This window comes from Arsenicitalea aurantiaca, assembly GCF_003994485.1.
In the GTDB taxonomy this organism is placed as follows: Bacteria; Pseudomonadota; Alphaproteobacteria; order Rhizobiales; family Devosiaceae; genus Arsenicitalea; species Arsenicitalea aurantiaca.
The window spans coordinates 229,255-251,857 of sequence record NZ_RZNJ01000003.1 but is presented as its reverse complement, the minus strand read 5'-3'; the positions used below and the strand labels follow the sequence as shown (position 1 = coordinate 251,857).

Annotated in this window: 24 protein-coding genes; 7 read left to right on the top strand and 17 right to left on the bottom strand. The window is 65.0% G+C overall.

Annotation, left to right across the window (positions count from 1 at the left end; translation table 11 throughout):
* Positions 1 to 204 precede the first annotated feature (204 nt).
* The 8 genes from EMQ25_RS09845 to EMQ25_RS09810 all read right to left on the bottom strand — a co-directional run bounded on the left by EMQ25_RS09845 (position 205) and on the right by EMQ25_RS09810 (position 7,824).
* A complete protein-coding gene (locus tag EMQ25_RS09845; protein ID WP_127188408.1) occupies positions 205 to 702 on the bottom strand; it encodes a F0F1 ATP synthase subunit B family protein in 498 nt (165 codons plus the stop codon).
* A gap of 6 nt (positions 703 to 708) precedes the next feature.
* Positions 709 to 1,344 (bottom strand): F0F1 ATP synthase subunit B, encoded by a 636-nt coding sequence (locus EMQ25_RS09840; protein WP_244606563.1) that lies wholly within the window; start codon positions 1,342 to 1,344, stop codon positions 709 to 711.
* A 114-nt stretch (positions 1,345 to 1,458) separates the two neighbouring features.
* Positions 1,459 to 1,686, bottom strand: a complete 228-nt coding sequence (locus tag EMQ25_RS09835) for a F0F1 ATP synthase subunit C (protein WP_127188406.1) — start codon at positions 1,684 to 1,686, stop codon at positions 1,459 to 1,461.
* Positions 1,687 to 1,760: 74 nt separating this feature from the next.
* Positions 1,761 to 2,516: a F0F1 ATP synthase subunit A gene (locus EMQ25_RS09830; RefSeq protein WP_127188405.1), complete on the bottom strand. Its 756-nt coding sequence runs from the start codon at positions 2,514 to 2,516 to the stop codon at positions 1,761 to 1,763.
* Positions 2,517 to 2,537: 21 nt separating this feature from the next.
* On the bottom strand, positions 2,538 to 2,924 hold the full coding sequence (locus tag EMQ25_RS09825) for an AtpZ/AtpI family protein (protein WP_127188404.1): 387 nt from the start codon (positions 2,922 to 2,924) through the stop codon (positions 2,538 to 2,540).
* A gap of 180 nt (positions 2,925 to 3,104) precedes the next feature.
* Complete coding sequence (locus EMQ25_RS09820) at positions 3,105 to 6,563, bottom strand: chromosome segregation SMC family protein (protein ID WP_127188403.1); 3,459 nt, start codon at positions 6,561 to 6,563, stop codon at positions 3,105 to 3,107.
* A gap of 27 nt (positions 6,564 to 6,590) precedes the next feature.
* Positions 6,591 to 7,226 carry a DsbA family protein gene (locus EMQ25_RS09815; protein ID WP_127188402.1) on the bottom strand — a complete coding sequence of 212 codons (636 nt, stop codon included), beginning with the start codon at positions 7,224 to 7,226 and terminating at the stop codon, positions 6,591 to 6,593.
* A gap of 88 nt (positions 7,227 to 7,314) precedes the next feature.
* The gene (locus EMQ25_RS09810; RefSeq protein ID WP_127188401.1) at positions 7,315 to 7,824 is read right to left on the bottom strand and encodes a DUF721 domain-containing protein; all 510 of its coding nucleotides are present in this window, start codon (positions 7,822 to 7,824) and stop codon (positions 7,315 to 7,317) included.
* A 63-nt stretch (positions 7,825 to 7,887) separates the two neighbouring features.
* Between EMQ25_RS09810 and EMQ25_RS09805 the strand changes: the two genes are divergently transcribed.
* Positions 7,888 to 8,952, top strand: coding sequence for an A/G-specific adenine glycosylase (locus tag EMQ25_RS09805; RefSeq protein WP_127188400.1), 1,065 nt, complete (start codon positions 7,888 to 7,890; stop codon positions 8,950 to 8,952).
* 4 nt (positions 8,953 to 8,956) lie between these two features.
* On the opposite strand, the gene EMQ25_RS09800 is transcribed toward EMQ25_RS09805, so the two are convergent.
* The 7 genes from EMQ25_RS09800 to EMQ25_RS09770 all read right to left on the bottom strand — a co-directional run bounded on the left by EMQ25_RS09800 (position 8,957) and on the right by EMQ25_RS09770 (position 15,219).
* Positions 8,957 to 10,090, bottom strand: coding sequence for a site-specific DNA-methyltransferase (locus EMQ25_RS09800; RefSeq protein WP_127188399.1), 1,134 nt, complete (start codon positions 10,088 to 10,090; stop codon positions 8,957 to 8,959).
* Between the two features lie 85 nt (positions 10,091 to 10,175).
* A complete protein-coding gene (locus EMQ25_RS09795) occupies positions 10,176 to 10,829 on the bottom strand; it encodes a ribonuclease HII (protein WP_127188398.1) in 654 nt (217 codons plus the stop codon).
* A 46-nt stretch (positions 10,830 to 10,875) separates the two neighbouring features.
* Complete coding sequence (locus tag EMQ25_RS18590; protein ID WP_127188397.1) at positions 10,876 to 11,238, bottom strand: GFA family protein; 363 nt, start codon at positions 11,236 to 11,238, stop codon at positions 10,876 to 10,878.
* Positions 11,239 to 11,247: 9 nt separating this feature from the next.
* The gene (locus tag EMQ25_RS09785) at positions 11,248 to 12,399 is read right to left on the bottom strand and encodes a PA0069 family radical SAM protein (RefSeq protein ID WP_127188396.1); all 1,152 of its coding nucleotides are present in this window, start codon (positions 12,397 to 12,399) and stop codon (positions 11,248 to 11,250) included.
* Positions 12,400 to 12,504: 105 nt separating this feature from the next.
* Positions 12,505 to 13,041 (bottom strand): molybdenum cofactor biosynthesis protein B, encoded by a 537-nt coding sequence (gene moaB / locus EMQ25_RS09780; RefSeq protein ID WP_127188395.1) that lies wholly within the window; start codon positions 13,039 to 13,041, stop codon positions 12,505 to 12,507.
* Between the two features lies 1 nt (position 13,042).
* Positions 13,043 to 14,317 (bottom strand): MFS transporter, encoded by a 1,275-nt coding sequence (locus EMQ25_RS09775; RefSeq protein WP_127188394.1) that lies wholly within the window; start codon positions 14,315 to 14,317, stop codon positions 13,043 to 13,045.
* Positions 14,318 to 14,412: 95 nt separating this feature from the next.
* Positions 14,413 to 15,219: a uracil-DNA glycosylase gene (locus tag EMQ25_RS09770; protein WP_127188393.1), complete on the bottom strand. Its 807-nt coding sequence runs from the start codon at positions 15,217 to 15,219 to the stop codon at positions 14,413 to 14,415.
* A gap of 144 nt (positions 15,220 to 15,363) precedes the next feature.
* Between EMQ25_RS09770 and EMQ25_RS09765 the strand changes: the two genes are divergently transcribed.
* Both EMQ25_RS09765 and EMQ25_RS09760 read left to right on the top strand, forming a co-directional pair.
* Positions 15,364 to 17,109, top strand: a complete 1,746-nt coding sequence (locus EMQ25_RS09765) for a tetratricopeptide repeat protein (RefSeq protein ID WP_127188392.1) — start codon at positions 15,364 to 15,366, stop codon at positions 17,107 to 17,109.
* A gap of 7 nt (positions 17,110 to 17,116) precedes the next feature.
* Positions 17,117 to 17,989, top strand: coding sequence for a 4-(cytidine 5'-diphospho)-2-C-methyl-D-erythritol kinase (locus tag EMQ25_RS09760; RefSeq protein ID WP_127188391.1), 873 nt, complete (start codon positions 17,117 to 17,119; stop codon positions 17,987 to 17,989).
* Here EMQ25_RS09760 and EMQ25_RS09755 read toward each other — a convergent pair.
* Positions 17,975 to 18,994 (bottom strand): polyprenyl synthetase family protein, encoded by a 1,020-nt coding sequence (locus EMQ25_RS09755; RefSeq protein ID WP_127188390.1) that lies wholly within the window; start codon positions 18,992 to 18,994, stop codon positions 17,975 to 17,977. The genes EMQ25_RS09760 and EMQ25_RS09755 overlap by 15 nt on opposite strands.
* 178 nt (positions 18,995 to 19,172) lie before the next feature.
* Here EMQ25_RS09755 and EMQ25_RS09750 point away from each other — a divergent pair, with 178 nt between their 5' ends.
* The 4 genes from EMQ25_RS09750 to EMQ25_RS09735 are packed head-to-tail and all read left to right on the top strand — an operon-like array spanning position 19,173 to position 21,994.
* Positions 19,173 to 19,880: a tRNA1(Val) (adenine(37)-N6)-methyltransferase gene (locus EMQ25_RS09750; RefSeq protein ID WP_158626023.1), complete on the top strand. Its 708-nt coding sequence runs from the start codon at positions 19,173 to 19,175 to the stop codon at positions 19,878 to 19,880.
* A 53-nt stretch (positions 19,881 to 19,933) separates the two neighbouring features.
* Entirely contained in the window at positions 19,934 to 20,782 is an 849-nt protein-coding gene (locus EMQ25_RS09745) for a S49 family peptidase (RefSeq protein WP_244606544.1), read from the top strand.
* Positions 20,783 to 21,019, top strand: a complete 237-nt coding sequence (locus EMQ25_RS09740; RefSeq protein ID WP_127188388.1) for a hypothetical protein — start codon at positions 20,783 to 20,785, stop codon at positions 21,017 to 21,019.
* 54 nt (positions 21,020 to 21,073) lie between these two features.
* Positions 21,074 to 21,994: a glycine--tRNA ligase subunit alpha gene (locus EMQ25_RS09735; RefSeq protein WP_244606543.1), complete on the top strand. Its 921-nt coding sequence runs from the start codon at positions 21,074 to 21,076 to the stop codon at positions 21,992 to 21,994.
* Here the strand turns inward: EMQ25_RS09735 and EMQ25_RS09730 are convergent.
* Positions 21,991 to 22,503 carry a GyrI-like domain-containing protein gene (locus EMQ25_RS09730; protein WP_127188387.1) on the bottom strand — a complete coding sequence of 171 codons (513 nt, stop codon included), beginning with the start codon at positions 22,501 to 22,503 and terminating at the stop codon, positions 21,991 to 21,993. The two genes, EMQ25_RS09735 and EMQ25_RS09730, sit on opposite strands and share 4 nt — an antisense overlap.
* Positions 22,504 to 22,603: the final 100 nt, after the last annotated feature.

Genomic DNA, 22,603 nt, shown 5'->3' with positions numbered 1-22,603 from the left:
GTCGCGCTTCGCACCAGACTGTTCCTCCCCCTATCAGGGGGAGGTTAGGTGGGGGTAGCGGGAACGATGCGTCGGGCCCGACAGGCGCGACAGGTACCTCAGACCCCCGCCCCGCCTTCTGGGAGGAGGGCGAGAAGACCAAAGCGCAGACCATAAAAAAAACGGGCCCCGAGGGGCCCGTTGGTATTCTGCGGCGCGTGGAGCTCAGTTCAACCGGGCGCCGACGTCGTTGATGGATTTCTGCACGAGGGCATCGCCCTTTTCGCCCATCTGCTTTTCGAGCAGCACGCGGGCTGCGTCGACCGCCACGTCCGCTGCACGGGAGCGGACTTCGGCAAGAGCCTGGGACTCGGCCTGCGCGATCTTGTCCTCGACCGCCTTGGTGCGGCGGGCGATCAGGGCGTCGAGCGAAGCGCCGGCCTCAGCCGTCAGGCGGAAGGCCTCTTCGCGAGCCGCCAGAACGATGCCTTCGGCTTCCTTCTCGGCGTCTTCACGCTTGCGCTCATACTCTTCGAGCAGCGCCTTGGCTTCCACCCGGAGCCGGTCAGCTTCGGCAAGATCGGACTCGATCTTGGCAATGCGGGTGTCCAGCGCCTTGGCGATCATCTTGTGGGCACCGAAATAGATGATGATGCCGATGAAGATGACGAGGGCGAGCGTCGCCCATACGGAAGCCCAGCTGGTGGCGTCGAGATCGAACATGGGCCTCTACTCCTTGGAAACCTGGCTGACGGCCTCACGGGCCTCGGCCTGCGAGACTTCGCCGGTCAGCTGGCCGACGAGGGCCTGAACCGTGTCGGCCGCGATCTCGTCGACATTGGCGAGCGCCTGAGCCTTGGTGGCGGCAATGCGTGCCTCGGCGTCTTCGAGCTTGCGGGCAAGGTCCTGTTCGACCTGTGCACGCTTGCCGTCGATGTCGGCCTTGATCGAAGTGCGGGTCTCTTCGGCCATGGCCTGGGCCTTGGCGCGGGCTTCGGCGAGCGCTGCCTCATAGGCGGCGATGGCGGCGTCCGTCTTCTTGCGCGAATAGTCGGCGGCGGCCAGGTCACCTTCGATACGGGCCTTGCGCTGCTCGAGGATGCCGCCAATCCGGGGCAGGGCCATGCGGCTCATGACCACGTAGAGGAAGGCAAAGCAGATCGCGAGCCAGAGAAGCTGGTCGCCGAATGTGGTGGCATCGAAAGGCGGGAAGACGTCGGAATGGTGCGCGTCGCCATCGGCTTCGGTGGTCGCGTGCAGTTCCTGTTCGTCGGCAGTCAGCGGATTGGGTTCGCCAACTTCCTCGACTTCGATGGTGGGTGCGGTTTCGCCCAGGGCGTTACCGGTCTCTGCCTGCGCTAGCACTAGCAATTGGCCGTCCATTGGCATCACCATATCGGAAATCTGGTCCGGTCAGCCCGGACGAATGGCCGGCAGCCCGTTGCGGGGCCGCCGGCGAAAGGGCGTCTCTGATCTCGATCAGACTGCGAACAGGAGCAGCAGCGCGACGAGGAACGAGAAGATGCCGAGAGCTTCGGTCACGGCGAAGCCGAAGATCAGGTTGCCGAACTGGCTCTGGGCTGCAGCCGGGTTGCGGAGAGCGCCGGTGAGGAAGCTCCCGAAGATGTTGGACACACCGATGGCAGCGCCGGCCATACCAAAGCAGGCGATACCTGCACCGAGAAACTTTGCGGCTTCAGCTTCCATTTAGATTTCCTTTCGAGAGCTAAGCGAGGGTTTTCCGGTCGGCCACGCGCCGCCGGAGAGTTGCGGGATGCGGATCAGTGCGAAGGATGAACCGCGTCGTTGAGATACATCGAGGCGAGCACGGCAAACACATAGGCCTGCACGGTCGACACCATGAATTCGAGCGCCGTGAGGGCGACCGCCATGATCAGCGGAAGCACTGCGCCCAGCACGCCGAGGAAGCCGAGCGAACCCAGCGTCACGACGAAACCGGCAAACACCTTGAGGGTGATGTGGCCTGCCAGCATGTTGCCGAACAGACGGACGGACAGGCTGACCGGGCGGGAGAGGAACGAGATGACCTCGATCGGAACCACGATCGGCAGCACATAGCCAGGCACGCCGGCCGGAACGAAGAGCTTGAGGAACTTGACCCCGTGCCGGGCGAAGCCATAGCCGATCACCACGACCATGACGAGCATGGCCAGCGCGAAGGTGACGATGATGTGGCTGGTCACCGTGAAGAAATAGGGGACCATGCCGAAATAGTTGGCAACAAGGACGAACATGAAGAGCGAGAAGACAAAGGGGAAGAATTTCATCCCTTCGGTTCCAGCGGCGCCCCTGACCATGTTGGCCACGAACTCGTAAAGCATCTCCGAGGCGGCCTGCGCGCGGTTCGGAATGATCTTCCGCCCGGCGGTGGAGAGCAGGAGCCATGCCGCGATGGTGCCGACGGTCAGCACCATGAAGAGCGAGGAATTGGAAAAACTGATGCCGGTGTCGCCCAGCGTGAAGATATCGTAGATCGCAAACTGGTGGATCGGGTCTACTGTGTTCGGATCGGCCACGCCGCAACCCCTTGCGCTGAACTACTTGTCGTCGTTTTCGTCTTCGTCGTCCGGAGCGAGCTCCGATCGTGCCGGCACGGGTGCCGCATTGTTCATTTCCGCCACCGCTCGGGTGACGTTTACGATGCCCGCCGCAAACCCCAGAAGGAGCAGCACCAGCATCGCCCAAGGCCGCGTGCCCACAAGGCTATCTATAAGATAGCCGAGGCCCGTGCCCACCAGGATCGCGGCAATGAACTCCGAACCCAGCCGTATCGCACGGCTCAGCGCGGTCATGTCCCTTGCCGCAGCACCCCCTACTTCCGCACCCTCGCGGCTGCGTTGCGCCGCCGCGATCCGCGAAGCGAGGTCGCTCGTTTCGCGGTTCACCGATCCGGTCGGACGCTTCGTGTCATGCGGTTCTGCCATGGCGTCCGCCGTGTCGTCCGGCCCGGCACCATAGTGGGCCTGCCTGCTAAGTCGCGCGCAACATAGTGAGGCGATACTATGGTGTCAAGAACCGCAATTGTGGTCTAAGTGACTGAAACCAAATATGTTTAGGCCCGTGAGGCATGGTGCGGCACCTTGTCCGGGCCGAATGTCCCCCGCTCAGACGGCCTCGAGGAAGGATTCCGCACCCTTCAGGTCCACCGATACGAGCTGGCTGACGCCGCGTTCGGCCATCGTCACCCCGAAAAGTCGATCGAGGCGGCTCATCGTGATCGGATTGTGGGTGATGACGAGGAATCGCGTCTCGGTTCTCGTCCGCATCGAATCGAGCAGGTTGCAGAACCGTTCGACATTGGCATCGTCGAGCGGAGCATCGACCTCGTCGAGCACGCAGATCGGTGCGGGATTGGTGAGGAAGACCGCAAAGATCAGGCTCATCGCCGTCAGCGCCTGCTCTCCGCCCGACAGCAGGGTCATCGTCGAGGGCTTCTTGCCCGGCGGTCGAGCGAAGATTTCGAGCCCCGCCTCAAGCGGGTCCTCGCTTTCGACGAAGCGCAATTCGGCCGTCCCGCCGCCGAAAAGCGAGGTGAACAGCGTCTGAAAGTGGCCGTTGACCTTCTCGAAGGCTTCGGACAGCCGCTGCCGCCCCTCCCGGTTGAGGCTCTGGATCCCCGTGCGCAGTTTGGCGATGGCCGCGATGAGATCGTCACGGTCCCGCGTCATGGTTTCGAGTGTTTCCCGAACCTCCTCGGATTCCCGCTCGGCATTGAGGTTGACCCCGCCCAGGCGCTCGCGCTCAGCCTTCAGCCTCTCGAGTTTCTGCTCGACCGGACCCTCCTGGGGCAGCGCTTCGTGCGCCTTGATCCCCGCGGCCTCTGCGGTCCGCTGCGCCGGAATGCCCAGGGTCTCGTGCACTTGCCGCTCGATCTGCTGGCGTTGCCCGGCAAACCCCTTGATACGCTCTTCAATGCGTCCGAGCTGCTCGCGAACGCCTGAAAGCCTCTCCGCGGCGAGCCGTTGCGCGCGATCGGCCTCCTTATGACGGGCCTGCGCCGTGGCGAAGGCATCGCTGGCGTCTTTGTGGGCGCGGCGCGCAGCCTCGATCTCCAGCGCTAGCGCGGCTTCCCGGCCGGCAAAGCCCTCCGGCGTTTCCTCGAGAGCCTTTTGCTGCGCGGCGATCTCCGCCATTCGGGCGGCGAGAGTGTCGGCCTGACGCTTCGCCGCATCCTGGCGCCGTTGCCAACCCTCGGCGTCCCGCGCGATCTGGTCGAGCCGGTTGCGTCGCATCCGGGTCGCCGCTTCGAAACTCCCGAGACGCAGCCGTGCCTGCTCCGCCTCTGCCCGTAGGTCCTTGAGGGTCGCTTCCCGCCGGGAGACCTCAGTGGCTGCGGCGTCGTCCGAGCCTGACCCCGCAAGACCCTCCTCTGCTGTCGCGAGGCTCGCGCGTGCTTCCTCGAGGCTCCGCGTGAGCTGGGTGTGCGCCTCGGCGAGGGCGCTCTGCCGAGCGGTCAGATCCCCCAGCGCCTTCTGCGCTTTTTCGAGGGTCTGCTGGGCGCCTGCGATATCGCGCTGGGCATTGCGCCACCCATCCCGCCGCTCCCGCTCGGCGCGGCGCGCGGCATCGAGCGCTTCGGTTGCATCCTTTGCATCATCCCGCAGCGCTGCGCGCGTGCGCCGGGCCGTATCGATCTCGTCTGCAAGTTCGGCAAGCCGGTTTCGCTGTTCAAGTCGCACGGCAGCGGCCGTCGGGGCATCGGCGGCAGCGACGAGGCCATCCCAGCGCCAGAGGTCGCCCTCGCGGGACACGAGCCGCTGTCCTGGTTTCAGCCGGCCCATGAGTTCGGCCCCGCGCGAGCGCTCGACGAGACCGATCTGGGCAAGTCGGCGCGCGAGCAGATGCGTGCCCGAAACGTAGTCGGCCAATGGCGTCACGCCGGGGGGCAGCGGGGGATCTGCCGGATCGGGGGGCGCCTCGGTCCAGCGCAGGGGAGCCGACGGCTCTGTCGCGGCCTCGAGATCGTCGCCAAGCGCCGCCCCGAGCGCAGTCTCGAAACCCGGTTCGACCTTCAGCATGTCGACGATTGGGGCGGAGCGGCCCGTTGCGCTCATCTGTACCATGCGCTGCAGCGTGGCGGCTTCGCTCTCGAGCCGGTTGAGCGCGGCTTCTGCTCCCTGCAATTGCGGGCGAAGCGCCTCGAGGCCCGCTTCGGCCTCGCGCGTGGCCTCCTCGGCGGCAAGCGTGGCGCCTTCCTCTGCTGCCGCAAGCGCCTGGGCCGCTTCGAGTGCGGCCCGCTTTTCTGCGATGCTTTCGTCCGCCTCCAGGCGTTGGCTCAATACCGCGCTATCGCGCTCGGTCGCGGCCAGTTGATCCTCAATGCGCCGCGCCCGCTGGGCCGCATCGTCCGCCATGCGACGCGCCTGTGCCTTCAAGGCGCGCAACTGGGCGAGGGCTTCGCTCGCCCGGCGCGCCTCGGCGTCCGCTTCGGCCACCGCAGCGCCGGCTCGCGCGGACGTTTTCTGCGCTGCGGCAATGGCAGCAACTTCGCCTTCCGCCTCGGCTTCCAGCCGGGCCTTTTCCTCGGCGAGGGCCTTCAGCGCCTCATCGCTTTCCCCCAGCAGCACGCTCTCGCGCGCTGCATCCGCCTCTGCCTGGCGCAATCGATCGGCCAGCTCGCGTCGGCGCGCTTCGGTGCGCCTTATGTCTTCTGCGAGTTGCTCGGCGAGTATTGTGAGGCGCTGCAGTGCCGCCCCGCGGGCGGCCTCGTCGTCACGCAGGGGCTGGAGCGCCTTCTCGGCGAGAAAGACGATCTTCTGCGCCTCGAGTTCCAAATGGGTCGCTTCGGCGAGCTGGCCGACGAGCCGGCCCTGTTCGGCCTCCGCCTCCTTCTCGGCGAACCGTGCCGCGACCCAGCGGATATGAAAGAGGGTCGCTTCGGCACGTCGAATGTCGCCCGAAAGGCTGCGATAGCGCACCGCGAGGCGGGCCTGGCGCTTCAGCGCCTCGAGCTGGGTCTCGACCTGGGCGATCACGTCGTCGACGCGTTCGAGGTTCTGTTCGGCCGCCCGAAGGCGCAATTCGGCCTCGTGCCGGCGCGAGTGGAGGCCGGAAATGCCCGCGGCCTCCTCCAGCAGCGCGCGTCGCTGCGTGGGTTTGGCAGCGATCAGCTCGCCGATCTGTCCCTGTCGCACGAGCGCAGGGGAGTGGGCGCCGGTCGAGGCATCCGCAAAGAGCAGCTGCACGTCGCGGGCGCGGACTTCCTTGCCGTTGACACGATAGACCGACCCCGACTCCCGTTCGATGCGACGGGTGATTTCGAGGACATCGGCTGAGTTGAGATTAGCCGGAGCAGTACGGTCCGAATTGTCGAGGACCAGCGTCACTTCCGCCGAATTCCGTCCCGGACGGTTGCCCGAACCCGAAAAGATGACGTCATCCATGCCCGAGGCGCGCATGGCTTTATACGAGCTTTCGCCCATCACCCAGCGCATGGCTTCGACGAGGTTGGACTTGCCGCAGCCATTGGGACCGACGACGCCGCTCAGGCCGGGCTCGAGATGCAGCTCGGTCTGGTCGCAGAAGGATTTGAAGCCGTGGAGCTTGAGGCGCGTGAACTTCACCACGCGCCTCGCGAACTGGCGTGCGGACTAGCCGAGCAGGGGGTCGATCGCTGCCGACAATTCCTCAAGCGTCTGGTCTCCGGTCAGCTGCGTGCCGTTGACATAGAAGGTCGGCGTGCCGGTCACGTTGAAATCGTTCAGCGCCTGGTCGCGCATCTGTTCCATCCCGGCGAACAGGTCCTGATTCGTCAAGGCAGCCTCGAAGCTTTCCTCGGTAAATCCAAGCTGCAGCGCGATGGCCTGAAGCGCGTCGCGCGGCGCGTCCGACATCGCCCATTCGTTCTGGGTCCGGAAATAGGTGTCGATGACCTCGTGGTACATTTCGTCACCGGCTGCCTCTGCAAGCATGAAGACGACGGCGTCGAGGACGTTTCGCACGAAGGGCCGCAGGATGAACTGCACCTGGCCGGTATCGACATATCGCTCCTTGAATGCGGGATAGACCTGATTGTGGAAGGTCGCGCAGTGAGGGCAGGTGGGGGAGGCATACTCGATGACGGTCACCGGTGCGTCGGGATCGCCCAGCACGCGGTCGGGGAGCCCCTCGGGGGACATGAGCTGAGCCACATCGACCGACTGAGCCTGGGCGGCGCCAATTCCGGTGAGGCTGAGGGCCGATGCGGCGGCGCCAAGCACCAGCGTGTCGCGGCGTGTGATCTTCACTTGCTTTTCTCCAGTTTTTCTGTGGCGCACACTACACAGAGCCATTCTGGCGACAAGGGGGCCGGAGCTTCAAGAGCGGGTGAACACTCTATTTCCTGCGCCGCTTCATGAGCGCCTCGCCAAGCCCCTTGAGCGCTTCGCGCAGGCCCTCATCCTCTACGTCCTGTACGCTGTCCTCGATGTGACGCCTTTGTGAGGCGTCGATCTCATCGACACTCTGGGCTTTCGCCGCTGAATGGGGCGTGAACGGCTCTGCCGAGAGCCGCACCTGCGCGACGAGCACATAGCCGAAATACCGGTTTACCGAGGCGGCGATCCGCGGGCCATCATGGGCGATCGCGGTGCCATGGCCGGGCAGCGCGCGAAGATAGAGCGTAGCGCCCTCGGCCCGCTTTTCCCCCCGCGGCCAGGCCAGCCTGTCGGGCATGGCAACGCGGTCGTAGGGCGAGGGGGCGATGCTCGGCCAATGGGTGACGATGTCCCGACTGGCAAAGCCGCGTTTCCTGAACGCCGGCTCGAGCAGTCGCCCCATCGCATCCCCGAGTGGCACGGTACGATTGAGCCGCTTGGGGGCGTCCTTGCTCTGCTTGATGGGCATGTTGTCGGCATCCTCGACCGAACGCTTGCCAGGAGAAGGCCGCTCGGTTCATCTGGCGCCATAATGACCGATCCCGCCCCGATTCAAAACAGCCCCGTGCCGCTCGACGCCTCGGCAGTGCTCGCCTGGTACGATCGTCACGCACGCGCGCTGCCATGGCGGGTGCCGCCGCGCGATCGGGCACGGGGCGTGGCGCCCGATCCCTACCGCATCTGGCTTTCCGAAGTGATGCTGCAGCAGACGACGATCGCCGCGGTCATCCGTTACTACGAGCGTTTTACAACACTCTGGCCAACCGTTGAGGATCTGGCCTCCGCCCCGCTCGATGCGGTTCTCGTGGAGTGGGCGGGGCTTGGCTACTACGCCCGGGCCAGGAACCTCCATGCCTGCGCCGAAGCGGTGGTCGCCCGGCATGGCGGTCGATTTCCTCAAACGGCCGCAGTGCTCGCGAGCCTCCCTGGAATAGGCGCCTATACGAGCGCTGCGATTGCCGCCATAGCCGAGGACGAGCCGATTGCGGTCGTCGATGGCAATGTCGAGCGCCTGCTCGCGCGCTACCTTGCCCTTCCGGTGCCGGTGCGCGAGGCCAAGGACCTCATTCGAGCGCAGGTGCAAGCTGCAGTACCGAGCCGATCCGGCGATTTTGCGCAGGCCCTGATGGATCTGGGCGCCACCATCTGCGCCCCGAAAAAGGCGCTCTGCATGCTCTGCCCGCTTCAATCGGGATGCGCAGGCACGCGAACGGGCAATCCGCTTGCCTTTCCGGTTCGCGCACCCAAGCCCGAGCGCCCAACGCGCTACGGCCACGCCTATGTGATCCTCGACGAGACGGGCGACGTCTATCTCCGGGCGCGCGCGGACAAGGGCCTGCTTGCCAAGATGACCGAGACGCCTACCGGTCAATGGGAGGGGCAGCCGGGGGAACCAGACTATCCCTTCCCGGCCTCGTGGCGGCATCGTGGACAGATCGTCCACGTCTTCACCCATTTCCGGCTCGAACTCGAAGTGTGGTCGGCAACCGCTACCGACCCTGCGGCACTCGCGGAGGGGTGGTGGGTGAACCGGGCCGAACTCGACAGCGAAGCGCTTCCGAGCGTCTTCCGCAAGGTGCTCGCGATCGGGCTCTAGCCGATCATGCCGAAAGCAGGGCCATGCGCTGGCGGATGTCGGTACGCAGCACGTCGATTGGCGCGAGCTCCCCGCCGCGCTCCAGATGCCAGAAGGTCCAGCCATTGCAGGCTTCGGCGCCCTGCACCAGCGCACCCACGCGGTGTATCGAGCCCTGATGGGGTCCCGACGCCAGGGAGCCGTCGGCCCTCACCAGGGCCGCAAAGCGCCGGCGATCATCGACCAGCTGCGTGCCGGGCGCGATCATGCCCTGTTCGATCAGCGAGCCGAATGGAATGCGCGGCTCGGCCCGTTTCGGGGTCGTCGTCGCCACGGCTTCGGCGCTCGCGGGACGGATGGCCGCGATGCGCTTCAGCGCTGCGCTCACATAGGGCGTTTCCCGCTCGATACCGATAAAATGCCGCCCGAGCTTCTTTGCGACGGCGCCGGTCGTCCCCGTGCCGAAGAAGGGGTCGAGCACCACGTCTCCCGGACGCGTCGTTGCATTGAGAACGCGATAGAGCAGCGCCTCGGGCTTCTGCGTGGGATGGACTTTTTCGTCCTCTCCATTCTTCAGCCGTTCGGCGCCGGTGCAGATGGGAAAAAGCCAGTCGCTGCGCATCTGCGTGCCGTCATTGGCGAGTTTCAGGGCTTCGTAATTGAATGTGACCCGGCTCTTGCGGTCCCTCGCGGCCCAGATCAGGGTCTCGTGGGCATTGGTAAAGCGCGTGCCGCGAAAATTCGGCATGGGGTTGGCCTTGCGCCAAACGACATCGTTGAGCAGCCAGTAATCGAGATCCTGCAGCGCCGCGCCCACCCGGAAGATGTTGTGGTACGAGCCGATGACCCAGAGGGCCCCATCCGGCTTCAGGACACGGCGGGCCGCCTTGAGCCAGGCCCGCGTGAACGCGTCGTAATGGGCAAAGCTGTCGAACTTGTCCCAATCGTCATCAACGGCGTCGACACGACTCTGGTCAGGCCGGGTGAGACCTTCGCTGAGCTGCAGATTGTACGGGGGATCGGCAAAGACCAGATCGACCGACCCTGCAGGCAGGGCATTCATGTGCTCGATGCAATCGCCGACGAGAATGGTGTCGATGGGGAGGAGTGCTTCCTCGGAGGCAGTGACACGCGGTGCCTGACGCCCGTTACGCAACATACGCTTAACCCTAACGCGGTACTAACCACGCAATTGGTAAGCCCTTATCCTTAAAAGGGATTTAAGCGTCAGGGTTACCGGAGGGTTAAGCGCTGGCGCGCAGGCGCAGGGCCTCGGCGCAGGGCGCGAAGGCCAGCCGGTGGTGCCGGCCTGGACCGTTGGCAAAAAGCGCGCTCAGGTGTTCGGGCGTGCCGTAGCCCTTGTGGCCGTGAAAGCCGAACAGGGGCTCGTCGCAATCCATGATCTGGCACATCCTGTCGCGTGTGACCTTGGCGACGATCGAGGCTGCCGCAATCGAGACCGAGATGCCGTCCCCTCCGATGACGGCCTCGGCCGGGCAGGGCAGGCCGGGCGGCACGTCGCGACCGTCGACGAGCACGTGTGCCGGCTGCCGGCAAAGACCGAGGACCGCCTGGCGCATTGCCCAGAGCGTTGCGCCGCGGATATTGCGTAGGGCGATCACCGATGGCGGGGCGATCGCCACGGCCACTTCGGCCGTTGCGAGAATGATCGCATGAAGCTCTTCGCGACGCTCCGCAGTCAGCTTCTTGGAGTCGTTCAGTCCCTGCGGTATCCGACCGGGATCAAGGATGACCGCAGCGGTGACGACCGGTCCGGCAAGGGGGCCGCGCCCGGCCTCGTCGACCCCGGCAACAACGAGCCGTCCCGCTGCAATTGCAGCGGTTTCGAAGGTAAAATCCGGCGCCGGGTCGGGATGATTGCGTGATTCGCGAGCCATGCCCCAAGCATGCAAAAGCAACGGCGCTTGGCAATGCTTGGGCGCGCTACCAGCCGGTCCTGCCGTCGAGATGCTTGACCCGAACCGCCTCCAGATCGAAATCGTCGAAGAGCCGCGCATTAACGGCAATCCGTGTGTCGCCGTCTCCCGGTGTGCCGACGGACCAGTCCGGCGTGATGCTGTAGGTCGTGCATCCGCAGCGGGTGCAGAAATGATGCTGATTGACGACCCGGGGTGCATAGACCGACTTTGCATCTTCGCGGCTCACCACCACCTCCGCTGGTGGATAATAGGCCCAGAGGGCACCGCGTTTCGAGCAGAAGCTGCAATTGCACGATGTGACCGAGGACGGCGGCCGCGTAACGGTTATCTGCACGGCGCCGCAGTGACAGGAGGCATGAAGCGTCATTCTCGGACCTCAGAACAGTTCCATCTGCCGACGCTCGGGCGCGGGCGGCACGAAAAGGTCCGTCCGCAGCGGCGGGAGCTTTGCCCCGAGGCCATGGCGATCGCGCGCCAGCTCAAAGCGTTGCCGCAGCAGGATCGCATAAGGCCCTTCCCCCCGCATCCGCGAACCATAGCGCGGGTCATTATCATTGCCGCCACGCGTATCGCGGACAAGGCTCATCACGTGCCGCATCCGGTCGGGAAAATACCGCAGCAGCCATTCGCGGAAGACGTCGCGCACCTCTCCTGGAAGCCGAAGCAGGATCATGCTCGCCGCCCTGGCGCCCTGTGCCGCGGCCGCATCGAGGATGCGCTCGAGCTCCATGTCGTTGATGGCCGGAATCATCGGGGCAGCCAGCACCGCAGTGGGGACGCCCGCTTCCGAGAGCAGGCGGATCGCTTCGAGCCGCTTTTCCGGGCTCGAGGCGCGGGGCTCCATGCGACGACTGAGCTTGTGGTCCATGCTCGTCATCGAAAGGGCCACCGAAACGAGCCCCTTGCTGGCCATGTCGATCAGTATGTCGAGGTCTCGCACCACCAGCGCGGACTTCGTCGTGATCGTAACCGGGTGACCGGTTTCCTGCAGCACCTCCAGCACCTGCCGCATGATCCGGTGCTTGCGCTCCAGGGGCTGATAGGGGTCCGTGTTCGTGCCGATGGCGATCGGCCGGGGCTTGTAGCGCCTGTCGCCCAGTTCCTTCCTCAGAAGCTCGGCGGCGTTCACCTTCACGTAGATGTCGCGCTCGAAATCGAGCCCTGCCGAGAGCCCCAGATAGGAATGGGTCGGCCGGGCAAAGCAATATGAGCACCCGTGCTCGCACCCACGATAGGGATTGATCGACCGGTCAAAGCCGATGTCGGGGCTGTCATTGCGCGCAATGATCGACTTGGCGCGCTCGATATGTTCGCGCGTTTCGACCTGTGCCGCCTCGGGATCCTCATCGGCCCAGCCATCATCGAAGCTATCGCGCTGGTGGCGTTCGAAGCGCCCCACGCGATTGGTCTGTGCTCCGCGGCCCCGTGTGCGCTGAGGATCCAGCATGCGCCGCGATACGAGATCGGCGTCGCGGGTCTGCCCCAGCTTCTCCAGCGCTTCGAAGGACGGTGCGGTGTGCAGTGCCATTCTGAGGTCTCCGCGCGTGGAGGAGGGAATCCTCCTCTCCTAACGCGCGTTAACCCTAGCAGTTGCGATAGAACAGAACAAGAACAAAATGGCGGGGATAAGTTTCTACCGCTCGGCCAGGCGCGGCATCAGCTCGACGAAATTGCAGGGCTTGTGCCGGCTGTCGAGCTGGTAGCGCAAAATGCCCTCCCACCCATCGCGACAGGCGCCCCGGGAGCCGGGCAGGCAGAACACGAAGGTGGTGCCGATCAGCCCGGCGGTAGCGCGGGACTGAAGGCTCGACGTGCCCACCGTCGTTGCAGAGTACTGGTGGAACAGGACCGAGAACCCGTCCATCCTCTTGTCAAAGAGCGGCTCGATCGCCTCGGGCGTCACGTCCCGACCGGAAAAGCCGGTGCCTCCAGTGGTCAGAATCGCGTCGATCTCGGGATCGGCCACCCAGCCCTGAACGCGTGCACGAATGGCTTGCACGTCGTCGCGCACGATTGCGCGTTCGGCGCAGCGGTGTCCGTCCTCCTCGAGCAGCGACTTGAGCAGCGCCCCGCCCGTATCGGTTTCAAGCGTACGGGTGTCCGATACGGCGAGCACGGCAATCGAAAGCGGTGTGAAGGGGCGTTCGAGGTCAATATCGGATTTGAACATGTCAATCCTTTCCAGGGGTTGGGGTGGCCGCTTCGGGCTCCTCGCCCTCCGAACGGGGGTCCATGGCGATGGTCTCGGGCGTGCTCTTGGCGGCCCCGTTGGGCATGGGGCGGAAGCGCACTTTGCCCGCCGCATCACGCACCGGACGGATCCGCATGCGCAGGAAGGCCGTGACCGCAAGCATCGCATGAAAGAAGCACGTGACGACGAATAGCCCGGCAGGAGACCAGTTGCTCATCATGATCGAGCCGATGATCGGCCCGATGGCGAGCCCGATCCCGAGCACGAGCAGCATCCCGCCCGCGACTTTGCCGAACTCGCCTTCCCGGCTGAAGTCGTTGGCGTGGGCGACGGCGATCGCGTAAATCGGGAAGGCTGAAAGGCCATAGGTTCCGAACAGAACGTAGAGCCAGGGCCCGCCACCGGGATCGAACAGCACCATGACGAGCCCGACGATGGCCGCGCAGAGGCTGAGCGCAATCATCACGATGCGCCGGTCGATCTTGTCCGAGAGCCGTCCCGCCGGGATCTGGGCAACTGCGCCAAGTACAGCCGTCGTCGCGAACAGCACCGCGATGTCGCTCGCCACCATACCGCGGGCGTAACCATAGACCGGCGCCAGCGTGCCGAAGGTCCCGTTGGCCATGCCAACCGAGAAGGCGGCGATCACTGCTACCGGCGAGGTTCGGTACAGTAGGCCCACGTCGAGCTTGGCCGACGAGAGCGGGCGCGGCTGGGGCGTCGAGGTCAGAGCGCTTGGCAGTACCGCGCAGATGAAGCTGATCGCACCCACCACGAAGGGCAGGTATCCGGTGACCCCGGTGATCGACATCGCGAGCTGTCCGGCCGTTGATGCCGCCATGTTGATGGTCGTGTAGATCGAGAAGATCGTGCCGCGCGAACGGTTGTCCGCCACTTCGTTGAGCCAGCTTTCAACGATCATCGCCGCGCCGGCAAAGCAGAACCCCGACAGGGCGCGCAGCAGGATCCACGCCACGTCGTTGATCAGCAGCAGGTTGAGCAGGATGGTCACCGTACCTACGGCCGCCATGACCGAAAAGGCGCGGATATGGCCGACGCGCTTGACCAGCATCGGTACGGTGATCGAGCCGGTGACGAACCCGACCGACCAGCCCGTTCCGATCAGCCCGAGCGCCAGCAGCGAGAACTGCTCTTCGGCGCCGCGCACTGAAAGCAGCAGCCCCTGCAGCCCGCCCCCGAACATGAGCAGCGCCGAGCCGATGAACAGGGCGTAAATCTTGACGACCGATGACATGACGCTCTCATGGCTAAGGCATTGCACCAAATGGGTCGCAAGGCAGCGACCGGGGCGGGATGCCGTCCAACTCGGACATAATTCGGGCGGTCAAATCAACCCGTTTCGATATTTTCTTTTTCGATGAGTTCGGCGAGGGCCAGCATGTCCCGCCAGGCCAGCTGCTTGGCTCCGGGCGTGCGCAGCAGATAGGCCGGATGAAGCGTCGCAAGCGCCGTCGTTCCGTGCCCGCCAATGGTAACGCTCTTCTGCTGGCCACGCAGCCGCATGATGCCGGTCGTGCTTTCGAAGATCGTCCTGCTCGCAATGTTGCCGAGCGTGAGCAGAAGCTTGGGAGCAACGAGTGCGATCTGGCGATGTAGGAAAGGCGCGCACGCCGCCATCTCCTGGGGTGTCGGATTGCGGTTGCCCGGGGGGCGCCAGGGCACGACATTGGCGATATAGACCTTGGTGCGATCAAGCCCGATGGCTGCAAGCATTCGGTCCAAGAGGCGCCCTGCGCGTCCGACGAACGGGCGACCTTCCATATCCTCCTGCTCCCCGGGCGCTTCGCCGAGCAGCATGATCTGCGCCTGCGGATTGCCATCGGCAAAGCAGATCTGCCTTGCGCGCTGCTTGAGCGCGCAGCCCTCAAAGCGGGCGAAAGCTTCCCTCAATTCATCGAGCGTGGTGCAGGCCGCGGCAAGCGCCATCGCCTCGTCGGGATCGGTGCCGAGCAGCGGCAGGGAAGGGGCAGGTTGCGGGATCGCGGCGGCGGCAGCGACCGCAATGGCGCGGGGCGGCGCGGAGATGGCGAACCGGTCGATACTCGCTTCGCCGACGGCAATATCCACGCCCGCGGCGCGATACCATTCGAGCGCGGCCAGCAATTCTGCATCGGACATCTGGTGCGGATCGGCCATGGCGCTTCTATCTCACATGCGCGCGCGCCTCGCCAGCATCGCGTAAACCGATCATTTAGGCGCGATGAGCTTGCGGTGAGGCCGCAAAATGGCCAATCTCTGCGCCGAAACCGGACCCAACGCCGCCGGGGAGATCGTGTGCCTGTGACTCATCTGAAGCGCCTGTTCCGCAGTTCCGTACTCGCTGTTGCCACGCTGGCCACCCTATCGGCGCCAGCCTTTGCCCAGGGGCAGGTCTTCCCCTTCCGTTCGCCCAGTCCCACCGGCGCGTTCCTTGCTGGCCAGCAGGCCTTCTCGGACCTGCGCATCGATGAGGCGGCTCGATATTTCCGGTCGGCCGTCGAGCGGGAATGGGACAATGCGCTCGTCGTCGAGCGGTCGTTCCTCGCCTATGCCATCAATGGGGAGATCGAGCAGGCGGCGCTGGCTGCGCGCAGGCTCCTCGTTCACCAGCCGCGCAACGAGCTTGCGCGGCTGGTCATCGCGACCGAGGCGATGCGCCAGCGTCGCTACGCTTCGGCCGCCAACGAGCTCGAGCGCCTCGGCACCGGCAATTTCGTTGCCATCACCGGCACGTTGCTGCGCGCCTGGGCACTGACGGGCGAGGGCCGCTTCGATCAGGCCGAGACGCTTCTCGATCGCGCCGGTGAAAATGGCCTCGAGGCCTTCTTCGTCTACCATCGCGCGCTGATGGCCGATGTTGCGGGCGAATCGGACGAAGCGCTGGACCTGGCCGCGCGCGCCTATGAAGCAGACCCGCTCGTTGCGCGCATGGTCGAGGCCTATTCGCGGATGCTCGGCAATCAGGGGCGCTTCGATGAGGCGCGCGAGGTTCTGGCGCGCTACGACGCCGAAGGGCTTAGCCATCCGCTCGTCACCATCGTCGAGGATGCGGTCGGGGCAGGCCGGCGTCCCGGGCCGTTCGTCTCGAACGTTCAGGCCGGCGCCGCCGAAATGTTCCACTCGGTCGGTGTGGCACTGGCCCGGGACGGCAGCAATGACGTTTCGATTCTCTTTCTTCAGCTCGGCCGCTACCTCGATCCGCGTTCCGATCTGCTGACCCTTCTTGTCGGGCAGATGCTCGACCGCGCCGGCCAGCACGATGTGGCCAACAGGCTTTACGAGGACGTAGCGCCGACCTCCCCGATGCGGTCGACCGCGACGATTCGTGTGGCGCAAAACCTCGATTCGCTCGGTGATCGCGCTGGTGCGATCGACCGCCTGCGCGAGATCATTGCGGAAAGCCCCGACGACCTCGATGCCCTTTCGGTGCTTGCCGATCTGCTGCGCATCGACGAGCAATATGACGAGGCCGCGGAAATCTACACGCGCGCCATTGATCAGGTCGGGGGTGATCATCCGGCCGACTGGCGTTTCTGGTACCTGCGCGGCATTGCCTATGAGCGCAACGACCAGTGGGATCTTGCCGAGACCGATTTCCTGCGTGCCCTCGAACTCAATCCCGAGCAGCCGCAGGTGCTGAACTATCTCGGCTACAGCTGGGTCGATCAGGGCATCAATCTCGAGCCCGCGCTTGAAATGATCGAACGCGCGGTCGCGGCTGCGCCCAATGATGGCTACATCATCGACAGCCTTGGCTGGGCCTTCTACCGCCTCGGACGGTTCGAGGAAGCCGTCGTGGAGCTCGAGCGCGCCGTTCGCATCCGCCCCATGGATCCCGAGATCAATGACCATCTGGGAGACGCCTACTGGCGTGTCGGTCGCGAGCTCGAGGCGCGCTTCCAGTGGACCATCGCGTCCTCTGTGGACACGGAAGGCAATGTTCAGGAGCGGGTGCGTCCAAAACTCGCCGGCGGGCTCGATGCGGCGCCCGTGGAGGAGGGCAGCGAGCCCATAACGGTCAATCCGGTGTCGCTCGAACTTCAGTGACGCCGCCATGAGCGTGCTCGCCACCGAGGCGGCCCCGGCAAAGATCAATCTCGCGCTCCACATCACACGGCGGCGCGAGGATTTTTATCACGAACTCGAAAGCCTCGTGGTCTTTGCAGGCATTGGCGACGAAATCTCGGTTTCGCCTTCCAAGGCGGATTCGCTTCTCGTCGTCGGGCCTTTTACCGCCGGGCTCGGCAATGGCCCCTCCAACCTTGTGTTGCGGGCTGCCCGTGCTTTCCGCGCACACTGGCCTGACCGATTGCCTGATGGGCTGGCCTTCACGCTATCGAAGAACCTGCCGGTGGCCGCAGGCATTGGCGGGGGGTCCGCAGATGCGGCCGCTGTCCTGCGGCTGCTCGCGCGGCTTGCCGGTGAAATTGATTACGCCGACCTTTCCGCGCTCGCCGCTACACTTGGGGCCGATATCCCGGCCTGCCTTCTTTCGCGCCCATGCGAGATGCGGGGCATAGGCGAGATCATTCACCCGTTGCGCGACTTTCCCCAGATGCATGTGGTGCTGGTCAACCCGCTCGTGCCGGTCGCGACGGCGGACGTCTTCCGCAGGCTCGAGCGGCACGACAACCCAGGCCTTCCCCCCTTGCCCGAACCGATGACGCTGCCAGCGCAACTGGGGCTCTGGCTCGAGGGCACGCGCAACGATCTCGAAGCACCGGCTTTCAACCTGGTGCCGGCGCTGGCCCAACTCGTGGACGCGCTGCAGCAGGCGCAGGGTTCCCTTCTTGGCCGGATGTCTGGCTCGGGCGGCACCGTCTTCGGGCTCTTCGGATCAGAGTCACAGGCCCATCAGGCGGCCCACGACCTCCGCGAGCGGTGGCCCGGCCATTGGGTTGCCGCCGCGCCCTTAATAGGCGCGTAGCACCGTAAACTCGGCGATGTCCGCCAGCAGCGCCTTCATCGGCGAGGGGGGGAGCTCCGAGAGCGCCTCACGCGCAGCAAGGACATTCTTGTTGGCACGCTCGAGCGTCCGCGAAAGCGTGTCATAGCGCTCGAAGATCGCAACGATCTCTGCCAGCGTCTCCGACGGCGCGTCCTGCCGGCCGAGCGCCGAGACAATGAGGCTTCTCTCGGTCTCGTCGCATTCGGCGAGCGCCAGGATCAGCGGCAGGGTCATCTTCCCCTCGCGCAGATCGTCGCCGATGTTCTTGCCCATGGCGCCGCTTTCGCCGCGATAGTCGAGAACGTCATCCACGAGCTGGAAGGCGCAGCCGAGCTCGGCGCCATAGGCGCGCATGGCGAGGCGCCCCGCTTCATCCGCTCCGCCTGCCATGGCGCCGACTTCCGCTGCCGCCTCGAACAGCATCGCGGTCTTGGCGCGGATCACCTGCTCGTATTCTGCCGGCGTCGTTGCGAGATCGCGCGTCTTGGCGAGCTGGAAAACCTCGCCTTCGGCAATGATTGCCGCGGCGCGCGCAAGCACGCCCAGAGCCTCGATGTCGCCGGTCTCGACCATCATCATAAAGGCCTGGCCGAGCAGGAAGTCGCCCACCAAGACGCTTGCGGGATTGCCCCAGATCATCCGCGCGGCCGGACGACCGCGGCGCATGTCGCTTTCGTCGACGACGTCGTCATGAAGGAGCGTCGCATTGTGCATGAACTCGACGGCAGCCGCGAACTTGATCTCCGCCCCGCTCGCCTTGCCGAAAAGCTCGGCCGCCGCGACGGTCAACATCGGGCGCATGCGCTTGCCGCCGGCCTCGATGAGGTAGCGCGCCAGTTCCGGGACCATTTCGACATGCGACTCGGCCCGCTCGAGAATCAGCGCGTTGACCCGCGCCATGTCCCCGGAGGTAGCAGCGAGCAGGCGATCGAGCGCGCTCGTCACCATTGCCTCATCGAGATCTGCGGAAACTGGCAAAGCCATCAACTGCCTTCTCTTCCCGGCACGAAGCGGGGAAATCCGGTTGAGCCACACGCTGCAGGCCGTATGATGGCGCAAAAGCAATCGCGACCCGGCGGGTGGGATGTCCCTAGACCAAGCGACCGGTTTTGTAAAACGGCAATCGCTCAGCACTGACGCGTTTTTGGACGGTCGGTTGATTGTGTCGCAGCCCGCCGCGGGCTTTCGCGCGGGGCTCGATTCCGTCCTCCTCGGCGCGTCGGTCGGCGAGGGACGCAAGAGCCTGCTCGAGCTCGGCGCGGGTGTCGGGACTGCGGCACTCGTGGCAATGGCGCATAATCCCGACCTTGATGCCGTTCTCCTTGAGCGCGATGCAGCGACGGCAGCACTCGCGACCGATAATGTCGCCCGCAACGGGTTTAACGCCCGCGCCCGGGTGCTATGCCTGGACGTCACTGCGCCCGGTTCGTCGCGCCTCGCGGCAGGCGTGATGGCCGATGCCTATGGGAGTGTCATCGCCAACCCACCCTATTACGGGTCGGGAGAGGGATCTTCCGCCCCGCATCCGGGCCGGGCGGCGGCACGGCACATGGACGCCGATCAACTCGATCTCTGGGTGCGCGCTGCCGCAACCTCCGTCGCGCCAAGAGGCGAGGTCATCTTCATTCATCGCGCCGAGAGCCTGCCGCCGCTGCTTGGGGCGTTCGATCGGCGGTTTGGGGGCATCACCGTCCTGCCCCTGGCGCCAAGACCGGGGCGTCCCGCGACGCGCATTCTCATCCGTGCGCTGAAGGGTTCGCGCGCGCCGATGACGCTGCTCGCCACGCGCGCCCTCCACGCCGTCGAGGGACGGGGCTTTGCGCCGGAGTTCGAAGCCATCTTCAGGGGAAGCGCCCGGCTGGACTGGTAATCGCCCTCGGCTCGACCTAAATCGTCGTGACAACACCGGAAAAGGGGATTGGCATGGCGGCCGGCAGATCAAAGGGCTTCATGGGCTGGCTGCGGAGACTGCTGGGGCGCGACGGGCCGATCATACCCGTTGTCCGCCTCCAAGGCGTCATAACGTCGGATTCTCGTCCGGGGCGGCTCAATATCGCGTCGGTCGCCCCGCTCCTGGCCCGAGCCTTCGCGATCAACCGGGCGCCTGTCGTCGCCATCATCGTCAATTCACCCGGTGGCTCGCCGGTGCAGTCGCGGCTGATCTCCAAGCGGATCCGCGATCTGGCGGACGAGAAGGGCCGGAAAGTCATCGTCTTCGTCGAAGATGCCGCGGCCTCCGGCGGCTATTTCATCGCCGTGGCAGGTGACGAGATCATCGCCGATCCCTCCTCGGTTGTCGGATCCATCGGCGTGATCTTCGCGGGCTTCGGCTTCGTCGGCGCGATCGATCGGCTCGGCGTCACCCGGCGCGTGCATACTGCTGGTCGCAACAAGTCGACGCTCGATCCATTCCTGCCCGAAAAGCCCGAGGACGTGGCTCGCATCAAGGCGGTCGAACTCGACATCCACCAGACCTTCATCGACCATGTGAAAGCCAGACGCGGCGATCGCCTGCGGGCAGACGACGATCACCTCTTTACCGGCGAGTGGTGGACTGGCCGGCGCGGCGTCGAGCTCGGACTGGTCGATGCCACGGGCGATCTCTACGAGGTTCTGCGCGAACGCTATGGCACCAATTTGCGCTTCAAGCTGATCGAGCCCAAGCGTCCCCTGTTTTCGCTTCCCCGCTTCGGCATGTCGATGGAAGGCGTGGCCGGCGATGCCGTCGCCAGCCTCGAGGAACGCGCGCACTGGTCGCGACTGGGGCTGTAGATGAATCCCATGCTCTGGCGGGTCCTTGTCGTTGCGATCGTCCTGGGGATGATCTTCGTTGGGGTCAGGCGCATCTGGCGGGACTGGACCAGGAGCTTCAGGCAGGTCGATGCCGAAAAGCGGCAGCGCGAGCGCGAGCGCGATCTGGCCGAACGCACGCGTGCGGACGTGATCGAACTCAAGCGGAGTGATGATGGCGTCTTTCGGCCTGGCGAGGAGCGCGATCGGCGGGATTGACCCGATGGGGTCGCGCCACTAGGTTCGCGCCGTCATTCGACCGGATAGCGCCCCATGACCACAGTCAATTCCCGTATGGACCCGCGGAACTCGTTCCAGGGCCTCATCCTCACGCTGCAGAACTTCTGGGCGGAGCAGGGCTGCGTCATTCTCCAGCCCTATGACATGCAGATGGGGGCGGGGACGTTCCACACCGCGACCACCCTGCGCGCGCTGGGGCCAAAGCCCTGGAAGGCAGCCTATGTGCAGCCTTCGCGCAGGCCGACCGACGGGCGCTATGGCGAGAACCCCAACCGGTTCCAGCATTATTACCAGTTCCAGGTCATCCTGAAGCCATCTCCGGACGATCTGCAGGAGCTCTATCTGCGGTCCCTTGCCGCAATCGGTCTCGATGCTGGGCTGCACGACATCCGCTTTGTCGAGGACGATTGGGAGAGCCCCACCCTCGGTGCCTGGGGTCTCGGCTGGGAGTGCTGGTGCGACGGGATGGAGGTGAGCCAGTTCACTTATTTCCAGCAGGTGGCCGGCTTTGAGTGCAATCCCGTCTCGGGCGAGCTCACCTATGGGCTCGAGCGCCTCGCCATGTATCTGCAGGGCGTCGACAACGGCTACGAGCTCAATTTCAACGGCGGCAGCGGCGCCGAGAAGGTCACCTATGGCGATGTGTTCCTGCAGAACGAGCAGGAATTCTCGCGCTACAATTTCGAGGCGGCCGACACCGAAATGCTGTTTCGGCACTTCGCGGATGCCGAGAAGGAATGCCGCGCCCTGCTGGAAAAGGGCGAGGATGCCGGCCGGCACCGGCTCGCGGTTCCTGCCTATGAGCAGGTAATCAAGGCCAGCCATACCTTCAATCTGCTCGATGCCCGCGGGGTGATCTCGGTCACCGAACGCCAGAGCTACATCCTGCGTATCCGTGAACTGGCCAAGGCATGCGGCGAAGCGTGGCTGCGCACCGCAGGTGGCGGCGCCTAGCTTAGCAGCACGTAGAGATCGGTGCGCAGGGTCTCGGGCGCCGTCTCCGGCGTGGGTTCGGTGACATAAACCTCCCAAAGGGGAAAGCCCGGCCGCTCTCCGCGTGCCGCAAGAGTGTTCATGAACCCGCCCCAGGCTTGCCCAAGCCCGTCATATGCCCCAAGATGCGAAATCGTCGCCACCTGTCCAGCCGGGAGGGATGCCGGCTCGACGAGATATCCATTTCCCCCCTCGATCGACTGCGCCAATGGCCGCTCGATCGGGACGCCGACATCGATATCCACCGTCGCTCCCGGGTGGCTGGTATAGAGCGAAAAGGGCGGCGCCACAGGCTTGATCCCGGCCGCTGCGAGAGCCGGGAACAGTGCGCCGAACGCGCCGTCGAACAATGTCCGGAGGTCTGCAACCGGGAACGCCCTGCGCCGGATCACCGCCGCCGGAATCTCCGTTGTCTCGAGAATCTCAAGCTCCGAACGCGGCGGTGAGGACAGATAGCTGGCATCGGCCATGGCTCTCTCCTTGCTTGTAGCTTCTAAAGCCTAGGGCCGTGCCCCATAGGGCGTCAATCGGGGGTAAAACCATGACCCTCCTCAGGTCGGGGCGTTGATA

Coding starts and splice junctions, on each gene's coding strand:
- EMQ25_RS09845 (WP_127188408.1), bottom strand. CDS start 702: ATGTTCGATCTCGACGCCACCAGCTGGGCTTCCGTATGGGCGACGCTC.
- EMQ25_RS09835 (WP_127188406.1), bottom strand. CDS start 1,686: ATGGAAGCTGAAGCCGCAAAGTTTCTCGGTGCAGGTATCGCCTGCTTT.
- EMQ25_RS09825 (WP_127188404.1), bottom strand. CDS start 2,924: ATGGCAGAACCGCATGACACGAAGCGTCCGACCGGATCGGTGAACCGC.
- EMQ25_RS09810 (WP_127188401.1), bottom strand. CDS start 7,824: ATGCCCATCAAGCAGAGCAAGGACGCCCCCAAGCGGCTCAATCGTACC.
- EMQ25_RS09805 (WP_127188400.1), top strand. CDS start 7,888: ATGACCGATCCCGCCCCGATTCAAAACAGCCCCGTGCCGCTCGACGCC.
- EMQ25_RS09800 (WP_127188399.1), bottom strand. CDS start 10,090: ATGTTGCGTAACGGGCGTCAGGCACCGCGTGTCACTGCCTCCGAGGAA.
- EMQ25_RS09795 (WP_127188398.1), bottom strand. CDS start 10,829: ATGGCTCGCGAATCACGCAATCATCCCGACCCGGCGCCGGATTTTACC.
- EMQ25_RS18590 (WP_127188397.1), bottom strand. CDS start 11,238: ATGACGCTTCATGCCTCCTGTCACTGCGGCGCCGTGCAGATAACCGTT.
- EMQ25_RS09785 (WP_127188396.1), bottom strand. CDS start 12,399: ATGGCACTGCACACCGCACCGTCCTTCGAAGCGCTGGAGAAGCTGGGG.
- moaB (WP_127188395.1), bottom strand. CDS start 13,041: ATGTTCAAATCCGATATTGACCTCGAACGCCCCTTCACACCGCTTTCG.
- EMQ25_RS09775 (WP_127188394.1), bottom strand. CDS start 14,317: ATGTCATCGGTCGTCAAGATTTACGCCCTGTTCATCGGCTCGGCGCTG.
- EMQ25_RS09770 (WP_127188393.1), bottom strand. CDS start 15,219: ATGGCCGATCCGCACCAGATGTCCGATGCAGAATTGCTGGCCGCGCTC.
- EMQ25_RS09760 (WP_127188391.1), top strand. CDS start 17,117: ATGAGCGTGCTCGCCACCGAGGCGGCCCCGGCAAAGATCAATCTCGCG.
- EMQ25_RS09755 (WP_127188390.1), bottom strand. CDS start 18,994: ATGGCTTTGCCAGTTTCCGCAGATCTCGATGAGGCAATGGTGACGAGC.
- EMQ25_RS09745 (WP_244606544.1), top strand. CDS start 19,934: ATGGCGGCCGGCAGATCAAAGGGCTTCATGGGCTGGCTGCGGAGACTG.
- EMQ25_RS09740 (WP_127188388.1), top strand. CDS start 20,783: ATGAATCCCATGCTCTGGCGGGTCCTTGTCGTTGCGATCGTCCTGGGG.
- EMQ25_RS09735 (WP_244606543.1), top strand. CDS start 21,074: ATGACCACAGTCAATTCCCGTATGGACCCGCGGAACTCGTTCCAGGGC.
- EMQ25_RS09730 (WP_127188387.1), bottom strand. CDS start 22,503: ATGGCCGATGCCAGCTATCTGTCCTCACCGCCGCGTTCGGAGCTTGAG.